This window comes from Vibrio marinisediminis (assembly GCF_014050145.1).
Classification (GTDB): Bacteria; Pseudomonadota; Gammaproteobacteria; order Enterobacterales; family Vibrionaceae; genus Vibrio; species Vibrio marinisediminis.
In genome coordinates this window covers 399590-415219 of sequence record NZ_JACFYF010000002.1, presented here as the reverse complement: position 1 = coordinate 415219, position 15630 = coordinate 399590, and the positions used below count along the sequence as shown (strand labels likewise).

The 15630-nt window shown below is 44.4% G+C and carries 12 protein-coding genes; 9 read left to right on the top strand and 3 right to left on the bottom strand.

The genetic code is table 11. The features are described 5' to 3' along the window. The first annotated feature begins 129 nt into the window (after positions 1–129). From H2O73_RS06075 to H2O73_RS06065, 3 genes are all read left to right on the top strand, one after another. Positions 130–1125: a TRAP transporter substrate-binding protein gene (locus H2O73_RS06075; RefSeq protein ID WP_182107636.1), complete on the top strand. Its 996-nt coding sequence runs from the start codon at positions 130–132 to the stop codon at positions 1123–1125. Between the two features lie 89 nt (positions 1126–1214). Continuing rightward, positions 1215–1883, top strand: a complete 669-nt coding sequence (locus tag H2O73_RS06070; RefSeq protein WP_182107635.1) for a TRAP transporter small permease — start codon at positions 1215–1217, stop codon at positions 1881–1883. Positions 1884–1886: 3 nt separating this feature from the next. Next, positions 1887–3248 (top strand): TRAP transporter large permease, encoded by a 1362-nt coding sequence (locus H2O73_RS06065; RefSeq protein WP_182107633.1) that lies wholly within the window; start codon positions 1887–1889, stop codon positions 3246–3248. Between the two features lie 20 nt (positions 3249–3268). Here the strand turns inward: H2O73_RS06065 and H2O73_RS06060 are convergent, their stop codons facing one another. The 3 genes from H2O73_RS06060 to H2O73_RS06050 form a co-directional block, all read right to left on the bottom strand. Beyond that, positions 3269–3454 (bottom strand): hypothetical protein, encoded by a 186-nt coding sequence (locus tag H2O73_RS06060; protein ID WP_182107632.1) that lies wholly within the window; start codon positions 3452–3454, stop codon positions 3269–3271. A 131-nt stretch (positions 3455–3585) separates the two neighbouring features. Then, positions 3586–4929, bottom strand: a complete 1344-nt coding sequence (locus H2O73_RS06055; protein ID WP_182107630.1) for a sigma-54-dependent transcriptional regulator — start codon at positions 4927–4929, stop codon at positions 3586–3588. Continuing rightward, positions 4929–6710 carry a sensor histidine kinase gene (locus H2O73_RS06050; protein ID WP_182107629.1) on the bottom strand — a complete coding sequence of 594 codons (1782 nt, stop codon included), beginning with the start codon at positions 6708–6710 and terminating at the stop codon, positions 4929–4931. The genes H2O73_RS06055 and H2O73_RS06050 overlap by 1 nt, the downstream gene beginning before the upstream one ends. Positions 6711–7203: 493 nt before the next feature. Here H2O73_RS06050 and tig point away from each other — a divergent pair, with 493 nt between their 5' ends. The 6 genes from tig (at position 7204) to ppiD (ending at position 15607) form a co-directional block, all read left to right on the top strand. Beyond that, positions 7204–8502, top strand: coding sequence for a trigger factor (gene tig / locus H2O73_RS06045; RefSeq protein WP_182107627.1), 1299 nt, complete (start codon positions 7204–7206; stop codon positions 8500–8502). A gap of 106 nt (positions 8503–8608) precedes the next feature. Next, entirely contained in the window at positions 8609–9223 is a 615-nt protein-coding gene (gene clpP, locus H2O73_RS06040) for an ATP-dependent Clp endopeptidase proteolytic subunit ClpP (protein WP_182107625.1), read from the top strand. 123 nt (positions 9224–9346) lie between these two features. After that, positions 9347–10630 carry an ATP-dependent protease ATP-binding subunit ClpX gene (gene clpX / locus H2O73_RS06035; protein WP_182107623.1) on the top strand — a complete coding sequence of 428 codons (1284 nt, stop codon included), beginning with the start codon at positions 9347–9349 and terminating at the stop codon, positions 10628–10630. A gap of 126 nt (positions 10631–10756) precedes the next feature. Beyond that, on the top strand, positions 10757–13108 hold the full coding sequence (gene lon, locus H2O73_RS06030; protein ID WP_182107621.1) for an endopeptidase La: 2352 nt from the start codon (positions 10757–10759) through the stop codon (positions 13106–13108). Between the two features lie 195 nt (positions 13109–13303). Then, positions 13304–13576, top strand: coding sequence for an HU family DNA-binding protein (locus H2O73_RS06025; protein ID WP_182107619.1), 273 nt, complete (start codon positions 13304–13306; stop codon positions 13574–13576). Positions 13577–13747: 171 nt separating this feature from the next. Beyond that, entirely contained in the window at positions 13748–15607 is a 1860-nt protein-coding gene (gene ppiD, locus H2O73_RS06020) for a peptidylprolyl isomerase (protein WP_182107617.1), read from the top strand. Positions 15608–15630 lie beyond the last annotated feature (23 nt).

Genomic DNA, 15630 nt, shown 5'->3' with positions numbered 1-15630 from the left:
ATACCAAGTGATTTAAGACTATAAAAATTAATAACTTATTAACATTTAATCTAAGTTGGCTCGCTTATTGCCCTTAGTTAAATATCAACACCCAGTGATGGGGTTGTCCATTTAACAAGGAGAATAATAATGTTTAAGCCTTTGACCCTACTATCTGTTTCTGTGCTGGCGGCAACAAGCTTTAATGCAATGGCGAACTGCGATCCGGGTGAAACTGTGATCAAATTTAGCCACGTAACAAATACAGATAAGCACCCAAAAGGAATTGCAGCTTCATTGCTTGAGCAGCGTGTTAACGATGAGATGAACGGTAAAGTCTGTATGCAGGTTTTCCCTAACTCAACGCTATACGATGATAATAAAGTACTGGAAGCGCTACTAAACGGTGACGTGCATCTTGCTGCCCCTTCTCTTTCAAAGTTTGAAAAGTTCACGAAAAAATACCGTATTTTTGATCTGCCATTCCTATTTGAAGATGTGGACGCCGTTGATCGCTTCCAAAACTCTGAGTCTGGTGAAAAACTTAAAAATGCGATGAACCGCCGTGGTCTGCAAGGTCTGGCGTTTTGGCACAATGGCATGAAGCAAATGTCAGCAAACAAACCGCTGATGACACCTGAAGATGCAAAGGGTCTGAAATTCCGTGTACAAGCGTCAGATGTGCTAGTGGCTCAGTTTGAGCAGCTAGGCGCTAACCCGCAGAAAATGTCATTTAAAGAAGTGTATGGCGGTCTGCAAACTAAGGTTATTGATGGTCAAGAGAATACGTGGTCAAACATCTACGGTAAGAAGTTCTTTGAAGTACAAGACGGTATTACTGAAACCAACCACGGCATTCTTGACTACCTAGTGGTGACCTCTACTGACTTCTGGAAAGGTCTACCAGATGACCAGCGTGAGCAGTTAAATACCATTATTCAAGAAGTTACCGCTACTCGTAATGCGGAATCAACTAAAGTAAATAATCAAAACAAAGCCAACATCATTGAAGCGGGTGGCGTAGTGCGTGCATTAACGCCTGAGCAACGCCAGCAATGGGTAACGGCGCTTCAACCGGTTTGGAGTAAGTTTGAGAACGATATCGGTTCTGACCTTATTCAAGCGGCTCTAGATTCTAATAATTAATAAACAAGCTTTGGACCCTTCTGTCGGGAGGAGGGTCTTTTTTTATCTCTATTTTCTCTTTCTGGGACACAATTTAGAAGCGATTAACTATGGAACAGTCAATTTTTACCAAGATTGGACGGGTAACTGACGCCATTGAAGAGTCATTGATAGCCTTTTTCTTGGGTGCGATGACTCTACTGACGTTTGCCAATGTCATTTCACGTTATGTCTTTAATGACAACATTCTCTGGGCACTCGAGCTGACAGTATTCATGTTTGCATGGATGGTGTTAGTTGGGGCTTCTTATGGTGTGAAAAAGCATTTTCATATCGGTGTTGATGTCATCATCAATATGGCTCCGGAGAAGTTACGCAAAATCTACGCTTTGCTTACGGCTGCATGTTGCTTGACCTTCTCGATTCTTCTTTTGATTGGTTCGTGGAACTACTGGTATCCGTTTATCTCTGAGCGTGCTTGGTATGAAACGGATGACATCCCTATGCCTGAGATGCTGCAGTTCTTATCGGATTGGCTAAATGAAGGTGAGCGCTATGAAAAAATGCCACGCTTTATTCCTTACATGGCGTTGCCGATTGGTATGGCTTTACTGACTTTTCGTTTTGCACAAGCAACTTGGCAGATTGCTACAGGCAAGTTGGATCGCTTGATCGCCGGTCATGAAGCGGAAGAAGATTTAGCCGCGTTAAAAGCCGAAATGTCAGATGCCGCTGATGCGCTGGATCCTAACAATAACAAAAATGACAAGGAGAGCTAATCAATGGATATCCTATTTTTATTCGTGATGGTGGTTGGCTTTATGCTAATCGGTGTGCCCATCGCTGTTTCACTGGGTTTATCCAGTATTCTTTTCCTAATGATGCATTCTGATGCATCCCTAGCCTCGGTGGCACAAACACTCTTTAATGCCTTTGCAGGACATTACACTCTTCTGGCAATTCCGTTCTTTATTCTTGCATCGAGCTTTATGTCCACCGGTGGTGTAGCAAAGCGAATTATCCGCTTCGCGATAGCCATGGTCGGTTGGTTCCGTGGTGGTTTGGCAATGGCTTCGGTTGTTGCTTGTATGATGTTCGCTGCGCTATCGGGTTCTTCACCGGCAACGGTTGTTGCAATCGGTAGTATTGTTATCGCGGGTATGATCAAAAATGGTTATACCAAAGAGTTTGCTGCTGGCGTGATTTGTAATGCGGGCACACTGGGTATTTTGATCCCACCTTCAATTGTAATGGTAGTCTATGCTGCCGCGACCGATGTCTCTGTTGGGCGTATGTTCTTGGGTGGGGTTATCCCAGGGCTACTGGCTGGCGTCATGCTGATGATTGCAATCTACATTGCGGCTCGTGTGAAGAACTTACCTAAGCAACCATTTGTTGGTTGGAAGGAGATGTTCGATGCCGCGAAGGATGCCAGTTGGGGTTTATTGCTGGTCGTTATTATTTTAGGTGGTATCTACGGTGGTGTATTTACCCCAACGGAAGCGGCGGCAGTCGCTGCGGTTTATTCTTTCTTTATCGCTAACTTTGTCTACAAAGACATGGGACCCTTTGCCGATAAGAAAAACACCAAACCTGCGTTGGTCAAAGTTTTACAAAGCTTCGTGCATAAAGACACCAAACATACATTATATGAAGCGGGCAAGCTGACTATTATGCTGCTGTTCATCATTGCCAATGCTTTGATCCTAAAGCATGTATTGACGGAAGAGCGCATTCCACAAATGATTACCGAATCGATGCTTTCGGCAGGTCTTGGTCCGATTACGTTTTTGATTGTGGTCAACGTGTTGTTGTTGATTGGTGGTCAGTTTATGGAGCCATCTGGTCTGTTGATCATTGTGGCACCGTTGGTATTCCCAATCGCAATTGCGCTAGGTATTGACCCGATTCACCTTGGTATCATGATGGTGGTGAATATGGAGATAGGGATGATAACGCCACCAGTAGGGCTCAATCTGTTTGTGACCGCAGGGGTCGCGAAGATGTCGATGATGCAAGTGGTCAAAGCGGCACTGCCATGGGTGGGAGTTATGTTCCTCTTCCTCATCATCGTGACTTATGTACCTTGGGTGTCGACGTGGTTGCCAACCATGCTGATGGGACCTGAAATTATAACCAAGTGATCTTAAACAGATAAATGAGTTTAGATTGTCTCGTTTATCTGTTTAGCTTGAGGATTACGAGGGTCCTGACCACTCCTCCGTTCGTAAAACCGCCATTTCATCTGGCGGTTTTTTCGTCGGTCCTTCCCTGAGCGAGCTTCTGTTTGATACACACCATCGACCAACGTGGTGTCTGTGATAACTTTAACTTTTACCTTTTCACCCATTGGCTGCTCCTATTACTATTAATATCAGTATGGAAGCTAATAGGGAGAATGCCAAAAAAGATGGAACCTAATAGGTTTTGTTTATAACCAAACTAAGGCGCATTTAAATTGCGAATGTGTTTTAAATTAGGCTAGTTCTCATCTTTGTAGTCACGTTTATCTAAGCCATATTTTTGCATTTTGTCATAGAGAGTTTTCCGCGCGACTTGTAGTTGGTGCATGGTTTCGTTTATTCGCCCTTCGTTTGAGGTTAGCGCCTGCTCGATGATCATTCTCTCGAAATCAGCAACCTGTTCAGAAAGGGGGAGCGAGCTATTGTCCGAACTATCTGATGAAAACTCGCCCAATTTACCAAGCAGAACAAACCGCTCTGCACAGTTACGTAGTTCTCGCACGTTGCCGGGCCAATCGTGACCCAGCAATGTTTGTAAGTCAGCGTTAGGTATCGAGGCGGCATCCTTACCGTATCGCGCCGCCGCAACCAACAAAAAGTGATGAAAGAGGGCAGGGATATCTTCTTTTCTCAATCTGAGAGGGGGTAAATCCAGCGTGACGACATTGAGTCGATAGTAGAGATCTTGCCTAAAGTCGCCTTGGGTCGAGGCTTGTTTAAGATCGGCTTTTGTTGCGGCTATCACACGGATATCAATCGGGATCAATGAGTTTGAGCCCACTCGTTCAATGACGCGTTCTTGTAGGACGCGTAGCAAACGGATTTGAGCCTGCATTGGCATCGATTCGATCTCATCGAGAAATAACGTACCACCATGCGCATGTTCAAATTTACCAATACGCTTGCTGTCTGCACCAGTGAATGCCCCTTTTTCGTGCCCATATAACTCACTTTCAATCAGGTTTTCAGGCACTGCGCCACAGTTGATTGCAACAAAATTGTTTTCGCGTCGCGAGCTTTGCTCGTGAATAGAGCGCGCAACAAGTTCTTTACCCGTGCCAGTTTCACCAAATAATAGAATGTCGGCATTGGTGTCTGCGATATGAGTTATGGTGTCGCGCAGGGTTTCAATCGATGCGTTTTGTCCAATGATTCGAGGGCCTAATGTTTGGCTCGCTTTCAGGCTTCGTTTCAGCGCTTGGTTCTCAAGAGTGAGGTTATGTTTTTCAATCGCTCGGCGTGTGGTGTCGATCAGCCTATCGATAGCAAATGGCTTTTCAATAAAGTCATATGCGCCATTTCTTAATGCGCTCACCGCCATTTCAATATCACCATGACCGGTAATTAAGATCACCGGAATGTCAGGGTCTTGGCGCAATACGCTATTGAGTAGGTTTTCTCCGGATAACCCCGGTAAGCAAATATCGGTAATAATAGCCTTCGGTAGTCCACAGTCTTTTATCGCCAGTAGCGCTTGTTCGGCATCAGCAAAAAAACGTGCAGAAATATCTTCTAGTTCAAAACTTTGCTCAATTGCGATACGAATATCGCATTCGTCATCAATAAAGAAAACGTCTTCCATTACTCATCCTTCAACGGCAAGGTGATCGTAAATCGAGCGCCTCCTAGCGGGGAGTCACTCGTGGTCAATTCTCCATTCATTGCTTGGAGAATTTGTTGTGAAATAGATAGCCCTAATCCAAGTCCATTCTTCTTAGTGGTATAGAAGGGCTCGAAAAGTTTGTCGCGATTTTCAACGCTAATGCCTTCGCCACTGTCATCAATGTGAATCAAAACGTGCTGATTGTGTAGTTCAACAGACAGTACAATGCGACGATAAGAACAATCGGCGACAGCATGAATGGCGTTACTCATTAAGTTTACTAGTACCTGTTCAAGTTGAATTGGGTTTACTTGAACTTTGATAGGCTCGGCTTCTAGAGTTAATTCCAGTTCGGTCTGCTGAGATTTGAGCTGTGGTGCAATCAGCTCTTTTGCCGCCGTAATCATGGGTGTTAATGCTAAATACTGCTTCTCTTGGCTGTCTGATTTGCGAGTAAACGACTTAAGCTGTTCACTGATTTTTGCCATTCTTACAGTAAGTGCAGAGATACGTGCCAAATTCTCATCCACCCGCTCGTGTTGCTCTTTCGCTAGAAAACGCCTGCCGTTGTCAGCAAAGCTACGAATGGCCGCTAATGGGTTGTTGAGTTCATGGCTAATGCTGGCGGACATTTGCCCAAGTACCGCCAATTTTGCTGCTTGAATGAGCTCATTTTGCGTTTGCCGTAGCGCTTGTTCTGTTTTACTGCGTTCGTGGATCTCAGCGTGCAATTCTGCGGTTCTTTCCATCACCAGAAACTCTAATTTTTGTTTCGCTTCTAGTTGTAATTGCTCAAATTGCCTTTGTTTGATCTGTTTTTGATGAGCCAGTTGAATGGAGAGAAAAGCCACGGCAAAAAGCAAAGTTAACACCAGTAAAAAACTGAGGGTCGACCAGAGGATGGTATGCTTTGGTGTCAGTACGCGAATGGTGAGTTTAAGGTCAGGGAAGGTACGTGAAGTGACGATGAAATCTCCCTGACCGCCCCCTTTACGTAAATTACTTAATTCAGTCTGTTTTAACTCTAAGTTGCCGAGCAAACCCAATGAGCGAATATCCGTATCAAGGTATTGTCGACTGAGCAGAACGCGCTCTTTTGCCTTGGGTGTTAAGTCGACCAAACTATGGAATAACCATTTCTGATTGCTCGACATAAAAATAATGTTGTTTTCATCTGTGGCGACAAAGAAATTTCGCTCGCTTTGCCAGTTACCTTCTATCGCTGATAAATCCATTTTAATGACAATGACACCAATAATTTCAGCGGCATACACCACGGGGTAGCTGTAATAGTAACCTCGTTGCCCTGAGGTTGAGCCCAATGCAAAATATTGGCTTGCTTCACCTTGGATAGCTTGTGAGAAATAGGGGCGCCATGAGAAGTTTCGCCCTACAAAGCTACGCGAAATATTCCAATTACTCGCGGCAAGCGTGGTGCCTTGCGCATCGAGAAGGTAGCTGTCAGATGCTTCGATCACTTGATTTACATTTTCAAGATAGCGGTTGGTGATATCGATTTGGGCTGAATTGTTGGGGTTTAAAACCGCAGAAATGATCTGTTTATCTTGCGCTAGGAGTTGCGGTAAATGGGCGTACTTATCGAGCTTGGTTGATATGTGACTGGCAAACCGATCTAACTGTGACTGATGTAATTCCAGTTGGTTAGAATAGTTGCTGTTCCAAACCCAGCGCCCACCAAGAATTGCGCAAAGCAAAAACAACACCAGCAAATACAGTTGGGTGCGTCGGTTGAAAAGCATGCCAAATCCTTGTGAATAAGCCAATACTTTAGCCTATCGTTTTTTGTTATCAAGGTGTTGTGGGAGGTTGTTAAATTGGGCGGTAAAACCGGACTTAGATCTCCTTTTATCACTTGAATTAAAAAAAACGCTAGTTTCTCTTGAAAAACGCATTAATGTCCCCATTTCTGACACGGTTAGCGGTTTTATAGATTAAATATGGAGCAGTTAACTGAGAATTTAGGATATTCGTAGATGTAAGCAGGGGTTCGGCTCGACAGCCATTGTCAACGTCGTTAGAATGCTGCTCTAAATCTATATCCTGAGACTAATCGGAGATACCTTTAGCTAAAACAAAAGATATCGCTAATTAGTTCGGTCGCCCTTTTGTGTGCTGCCGATGCTCGAAATCAAATAGGTGCTCTTAGAGTACAAACAAGGATGCAGTTACCAAGCGAAGCTTAGGTAACTCATACGCTCAGCGTGGCTGAGCCAGTATTGAGGTTAATGAATAATGCAAGTTACTGTTGAAACGCTAGAAGGCCTAGAGCGCCGTCTAAACATTACTGTTCCAGCTGCAAACATCGAAGATGCAGTTACAGCGGAACTACGCAACATCGCAAAAAACCGTCGTTTCGATGGTTTCCGTAAAGGCAAAGTGCCTCTAAAAATGGTTGCGCAGATGTACGGTCAAGCAGTACGTCAAGACGTGATGGGTGAAGTTATGCAACGTCACTTCATCGAAGCGATCGTTAAAGAAAAAATCAACCCAGCAGGCGCACCTACTTTCGCTCCAGTAACGACTAAAGAAGGTGAAGATCTAGTATTCACAGCTTCTTTCGAAGTGTACCCAGAGATCGAACTTAAAGGTCTTGAGAGCATCGTTGTAGAAAAGCCACAAGCAGAAGTTAAAGACGCTGACGTTGAAGAGATGATTGAAACTCTACGTAAGCAACAAGCGACTTGGGCTGAAGTTGCAGAAGCTGCAGAAGAAGGCAAGCGCGCAACTATCGACTTCGTTGGTTCTATCGACGGTGAAGAATTCGAAGGCGGTAAAGCTGAGAACTTCCCACTAGAAATGGGTGCTGGTCGCATGATCCCTGGTTTTGAAGACGGTATCGCAGGTAAGACTGCTGGTATGGAATTCGAAATCGACGTGACTTTCCCAGAAGATTACCACGCTGAAAACCTAAAAGGTAAAGCAGCTAAGTTTGCAATCAAAGTAAACAAAGTTGAAGCGCGTGAACTTCCAGAACTAAGCGACGAGTTCGTTGCTAAATTCGGTGTTGTTGAAGGTGGTGTTGAAGCACTTAAAGCTGAAGTTCGCAAAAACATGGAACGTGAGCTTAAGCAAGCTGTTAAGAACCGCATCAAAGAGCAAGCTATCGACGGTCTAGTTAAAGAAAACGACACTGACGTACCAGCAGCGCTAATTGACCAAGAAATCAACGTTCTTCGTCAACAAGCAGCTCAACGTTTCGGTGGCAACCCAGAAGCTGCAGCTCAGCTTCCACGTGAGCTATTCGAAGAGCAAGCTAAACGCCGCGTAGTTGTTGGTCTTCTTCTAGGTGAAGTGATCAAAGCTGAAGAACTAAAAGCTGACGACGAGAAAGTTAAGTCTCTAATCACAGAGATGGCGACTGCTTACGAAGATCCAGCTGAAGTTGTTGCTTACTACGAGCAAAACGAGCAAATGATGAACAACGTGCGCAACATTGCTCTAGAAGAACAAGCAATTGATGCAATCTTGGCTAAAGCTCAAGTTTCTGAAAAAGAAGTTGGTTTCAGCGAGCTAATGAACCAACCTGCTTAATAAGCAAGATCTTGCGTAGAAAAGTTGACTAGACGTTAACTATTCTGCTAACAATGGTCCGTATGATATTCATCATCCGGGCCATTTATTTTAGGGACATCAGAATATGAGCTACCAAGAACAAAATACTATCATGAACGCACTTGTGCCAATGGTGGTTGAACAAACTTCCCGTGGTGAACGTTCTTACGATATTTATTCACGCTTGCTGAAAGAACGCATCATCTTCTTGACGGGTCAAGTTGAAGACAATATGGCGAATCTTGTTGTTGCCCAGTTGCTTTTCCTTGAGTCAGAAAACCCAGACAAAGACATTTACCTATACATTAACTCTCCGGGCGGCAGTGTAACGGCTGGTATGGCTATCTACGATACCATGCAGTTCATTAAGCCTAACGTGAGCACGCTATGTACTGGTCAAGCATGTTCAATGGGTGCATTCCTGCTTGCTGGTGGTGCACCAGGTAAGCGCTTTGCGCTGCCAAACTCACGAGTAATGATTCACCAGCCTTTAGGTGGTTTCCAAGGTCAAGCGTCTGATATTCAGATTCATGCGCAAGAAATCTTGTCTATCAAAGAGAAGTTGAACACATTGCTTGCTGAGCATACTGGTCAACCGCTTGAAGTTCTTGAGCGTGATACCGATCGTGATAACTTCATGTCAGCTGCACAAGCGGCGGAATACGGTATCATCGACCAAGTGTTAACCCATCGCGGTTAATAGAACAGGTTTTGAGTGTTATTCAGCCGAATTGAGATGATGTTTCACTCAATTCGCGGGGGCAATTTGCCCTAAATTGATATACACTCAAAACGTATAGATTTAAGGCTAAGAGGTTAGCGAATGACAGATAAAGGCAAAGAGAGTGGTAGTAGTAAGCTGCTTTACTGCTCTTTCTGCGGTAAGAGCCAGCACGAAGTTCGCAAGCTAATCGCCGGTCCGTCAGTCTACATTTGTGACGAATGTGTCGATCTTTGTAACGACATTATTCGTGAAGAAATCAAAGATGTGCTTCCGAAAAAACAATCTGAAGCGTTGCCTACGCCACGCGAGATTCGTGAACACCTTGATGATTATGTGATTGGACAAGATTACGCTAAAAAAGTGCTAGCCGTAGCCGTTTACAACCACTACAAGCGTTTACGCAACGGTGATACAACGAGCGAAGGTGTTGAGCTAGGTAAGAGTAATATCCTACTTATCGGTCCAACCGGTAGTGGTAAGACTTTACTGGCTGAGACGTTAGCTCGTTTCTTGGATGTACCATTTACAATGGCAGACGCGACGACCCTGACTGAAGCAGGTTACGTTGGCGAAGACGTTGAAAATATCATCCAAAAACTACTCCAGAAATGTGATTACGACGTAGCTAAAGCTGAACGTGGTATTGTCTACATCGATGAAATTGACAAGATTTCACGTAAGGCAGAAAACCCATCAATCACTCGTGACGTCTCGGGTGAAGGTGTACAGCAAGCGCTATTGAAGCTGATCGAAGGTACGGTTGCTTCTGTTCCTCCGCAAGGTGGTCGTAAGCACCCTCAACAAGAGTTCCTGCAAGTAGACACATCGAAGATCCTATTTATCTGTGGCGGTGCGTTTGCCGGCCTAGATAAAGTGATTGATCAACGTGTTGCTACCGGTGCGGGTATCGGCTTTGGTGCAGAAGTGCGCTCAAAAGACGAGAACAAGACCATTGGTGAGTTGTTCACTCAAGTTGAGCCAGAAGATTTGGTGAAATACGGTCTGATTCCAGAATTCATCGGTCGTCTACCTGTGACGACAACACTGACTGAATTGGATGAAGAAGCACTTGTTCAAATTTTGTGTGAGCCAAAGAATGCGCTTACTAAGCAATATGCAGCACTATTTGAACTAGAAGATTCTGAACTTGAATTCCGCGAAGATGCACTACGAGCGATTGCTAAAAAAGCAATGGATCGTAAAACAGGTGCTCGTGGTCTACGTTCAATTCTTGAAGCTGTGCTACTTGAGACTATGTATGAACTGCCATCAATGGACAACGTAAGCAAAGTTGTTATTGATGAATCAGTGATTAATGGTGAATCTGAACCGCTGTTGATTTACAGCAATTCAGACAATCAAGCTGCGGGCGCTGAATCATAATTTGCCGTTAGGGTTAAGTTATTAAAAAGGAGGATGATAAATCCTCCTTTTTTTTATTCCTCCATTGATTCCAACCAATTAGCCCCCATATACTGCAACATAAGACTAAGCGGAAGAGAGAATAATATGAACTTGGAACGTTCCGAACGTATCGAGATCCCAGTACTACCTCTACGAGACGTAGTAGTTTACCCGCACATGGTAATTCCACTGTTTGTTGGTCGTGAAAAGTCGATTGCTTGTCTAGAGGCAGCAATGGATGCCAATAAGCAAGTGCTGTTGGTTGCCCAGAAAGAAGCTGAAACTGACGACCCAGCAAAAGAAGACTTATTCGAAGTTGGTACAGTTGCGACTATCCTGCAATTACTGAAGCTGCCAGACGGCACAGTTAAAGTGCTAGTTGAAGGTCAACAACGTGCCAAAATTCATGAGTTTATTGAGAATGAATTCTTTGTTGCTGATGCAGAATATCTAATTACTAATGAATTAGATGAGCGTGAGCAAGAGGTGATTGTACGCAGTGCAATTAACCAGTTTGAAGGCTTTATCAAACTAAATAATAAGATTCCACCTGAAGTGCTAACGTCACTCAATGGCATCGATGAAGCGGCTCGCTTGGCGGATACCATTGCGGCGCATATGCCTCTTAAGCTAGTTGATAAGCAAAAAGTACTCGAAATTTTAGATGTTGCAGAGCGCCTAGAGTTCCTAATGGGACAAATGGAATCTGAAATCGACATCCTACAAGTTGAAAAGCGTATTCGCACTCGCGTTAAAAAGCAGATGGAAAAATCTCAACGTGAGTACTATCTGAATGAGCAAATGAAAGCGATTCAGAAAGAACTTGGCGAAGGTGAAGATGGCGTTGATGAATTTGAAGCATTAAAGCAAAAAATCATCGATTCAAAAATGCCGCAAGAAGCGCGTGAGAAAACCGAACAAGAGCTACAGAAACTGAAGATGATGTCGCCAATGTCTGCGGAAGCAACCGTAGTGCGTGGTTACATTGATTGGATGCTTGGCGTGCCTTGGAGCAAGCGTACTAAAGTTAAGAAGAACTTAGCGAAAGCTGAAGAAATCCTTAACGAAGACCATTACGGTCTAGAGCGCGTTAAAGAACGTATCCTTGAGTATTTAGCGGTGCAAAACCGTATCAATAAGCTGAAAGGTCCGATTCTTTGTCTTGTTGGTCCTCCTGGTGTGGGTAAAACCTCGCTTGGTCGCTCAATTGCAACTGCAACGGGTCGTCAATACACACGTATGGCGCTCGGTGGCGTACGTGACGAAGCTGAGATTCGAGGTCACCGTCGTACCTACATCGGTTCAATGCCTGGCAAACTTATTCAAAAGATGTCGAAAGTTGGTGTGAAAAACCCACTATTCCTATTGGATGAAATCGATAAGATGTCATCAGATATGCGTGGTGACCCATCATCGGCACTGCTTGAGGTATTAGACCCTGAACAAAACAATGCGTTTAACGATCACTACCTAGAAGTAGATTACGATCTGTCAGACGTCATGTTTGTTGCTACGTCAAACTCGATGAATATTCCAGGTCCACTACTAGACCGTATGGAAGTGATTCGCCTATCGGGTTACACCGAAGACGAAAAACTTAATATTGCCAAGCGTCACCTTGTAGAGAAGCAAGTGAAGCGTAACGGTTTGAAGCCAAATGAGATCTTAATTGAAGACTCAGCAATTATTGGCATCATTCGTTACTACACGCGTGAAGCAGGTGTACGTAGTTTAGAGCGCGAGATTTCGAAGATCTGTCGTAAAGCAGTGAAAAACATTCTGCTTAACAAAGATATCAAGCAAGAAACCATTTCGATGGACAACCTAAAAGAGTACTTGGGTGTTCAACGTTTTGACTACGGTAAAGCGGATGATCGCAACCGTATCGGTCAAGTAACGGGTCTTGCTTGGACGGAAGTGGGTGGCGACCTACTGACGATCGAGACGGAGTCGATGTTGGGTAAAGGTAAACTTATCCAAACCGGTTCTCTTGGCGATGTGATGCAAGAATCGATTCAGGCGGCGATGACAGTAGTACGAACTCGTGCTGAGAAGTTGGGCATTAACCCTGACTTCTATGAAAAGCGCGATATTCATGTCCACGTTCCTGAAGGTGCAACACCAAAAGATGGTCCAAGTGCGGGTATCGCAATGTGTACTGCATTGGTATCGAGCTTAACCGGTAACCCGGTAAAAGCTGAAGTGGCGATGACAGGTGAAATTACCCTTCGTGGTGAAGTTTTACCTATCGGCGGCTTGAAGGAAAAACTGTTGGCAGCCCATCGTGGTGGCATCAAAACAGTATTGATTCCTAAAGACAATGAACGTGACTTGGAAGAGATTCCTGAGAACGTGATCGCAGACTTGAAGGTTATTCCGGTTCAGTGGATCGATGAGGTTCTGACCGTTGCACTAGAAAGAGACCCATCAGGTGTCGAGTTTGCTGTAGAAAAATAGTGATGTGCAGCAAAAATAAGTAAAAGATTGCGCTGATAAGCAGAAAAATGCTTGTCAGCGTTTTTTTTGGACGCTAACTTTAGCCTCTGTAGCCTAAACCCTTGCTAGATAAGGGCTGAAGCTGAATTTGAAATTGAAATGGAACGATAAGTCGTCTCACAAAATAATAACAGGCGACGTTAAAGGGGAATCACCGTGAATAAAACTCAATTAGTAGAAACAATCGCTGAAAATTCAGAACTATCTAAAGCAGCAGCTGGTCGTGCACTAGACGCATTCATTGAAGCAGTAAGCGACACTCTACAGTCTGGCGACCAAGTTGCACTTGTTGGCTTCGGTACTTTCAGTGTACGTACTCGTGCAGCACGCACAGGTCGTAACCCTAAGACTGGCGAAGAAATCCAAATCGCTGAAGCTAAAGTACCTTCGTTCAAAGCGGGTAAAGCGCTAAAAGACGCTTGTAACTAATCTAGACGAGCTACTTTTTCAGTAGTTTGTTAGAACCTTTTTAAATTCTGCGCATCATACTGATGCGCTTTTCTTTTTCTGATATTATCGCGCTACTGAATTTAAATTAATGAACATCGTGTTGCCTCAAGCTGAGGTAATTGCGGTTCATACGCGGAGAGTAACAAAAGTATGATGGACCGATTGCGCGAAGGCGTGAATAGCATCGCGGTTAAAATTATCCTAGGCCTCATTATTCTATCTTTCGTATTTGCGGGTGTAGGTAGCTACATCGTAGGTGGCGGCAGCAATGTTGCAGCGAAAGTAGGTAATGTCGAAATCAGTCGTGGTGAGTTCGAGCAGGCATATCAAAATGAACGTAATCGTATGCAAGCACAGCTTGGTGATTACTTCTCAAACTTACTAGCTGACCCTACTTATGTAGCGTCTTTCCGCCAATCAGTTTTAGATCGTATGGTTAACGATGCACTGCTCGAGCAGCACGCACAAGCATTGGGCTTGCGTGTTAGTGATGTGCAAGTGCGTGAACTAATCCTTGCGATGCCTCAATTCCAAGTTGATGGGCAGTTTAGCCAAGATGTATACCAGTCTGCGCTTCGTCGTGCAGGCTACAGCCCTGAGAGTTTTGCTGAATATCTACGCCGTGACTTAGTTCGTAACCAACTGATGTCGGCAGTACAAGCGAGTGATTTTTCTCTACCGGGTGAAGTGTCTGCGCAAAGTAAGCTGATCATGCAGACTCGTGAAGTGAGAACAATTAATCTTTCACTGGCTGACTTTGCTAACAAAGTTGAGCTGACGGAAGAAGAAATCCAAGATTACTATCAGCAAAATCCAGAGCGTTACACGCGTCCTGAACAAGCGAAAGTTGCCTACATTGAACTGTCTGCTGAAGCGTTAAAGAACTCAATTGAAGTTTCAGACGAGCAAGCGAAGCAGTACTACCAAGAGCATCTTGATAAGTACTCATCAGAAGAGCAGCGTAAAGTAAGCCACATCCTAATTCAGGGTGATGACGAAGCTAAAGCACAAGCGATTCTTGATGAGTTAAATGCCGGTGCTGACTTTGCTACTTTAGCTGAAGAAAAATCTGAAGATATCGGTAGCTCAGAAGAGGGCGGTTCTCTAGGTTGGATTGAGCGTGGAGTGATGGACCCTGCGTTTGAAGCTGCAGCGTTTGCACTACAAACTCAAGGTGAAGTTACGGGTCTTGTGAAGTCTGATTTTGGTTACCACATTATCAAACTTGATGAACTCAAAGACGCGGTTGCAAAACCATATGCGGAAGTAGCTGAAACCATCAAGCAAGAGCTTCGTGACCAACAAGCCGTAGATCAGTTCTATGAACTGCAAAGTGAACTTGAGAAAGTCGCCTTTGAATTCCCTGATTCATTAGATGACGCAGCGGAAGCGATTGGTGCGAAGATCGTAACGACGGACTTTATCTCTCAAGCGGACGCGCCAGCATTGCTTACTGCTCCTGCAGTAATGCAAGCGATTCTCAGCCCTGAAGTGAAAGAAGACGGTCTAAACTCTGAAGTTATCGAAGTTGCGCCAGAGCACGTGATTGTGGTTCGTGTAGAAGACACTCGCGATGAAACCGTACTACCTCTTGAAGAAGTTCAAGAGCAAGTGGTAGCTCAACTATCTCGAGTGAAAGGCGAGCAAAACGCGATTGCGCTTGCGACCAAAGTGGTCTCTGAGCTAAAAGCGGGTAACCAAGCTATTTTGGCTGAAAGTGGTTTAGCGTTTGGCGATAAAGCTGCGATTGACCGTAGTTCACCGCTAGCAAAAGTTGTCTTTGCAATGCCAAAACCAATGGCAGGCAATGTTGAGTTCGCACAATCAAAAACGTTTGACGGTGATATTGTCGTTGTTGAGCTAGATGCTGTTTCTGATGTATTCAATACGCAGTACAACGAGCAAATTGCAAACCAACTTGTACAGATGAATGCGCAACAGAACCTAGAAGGTCTGATTAGCATTTTACGTAAGACGATTGATATTGAGTACACGGCTGTGACGCAATAACGCGTAAGCATGTAACTCACATA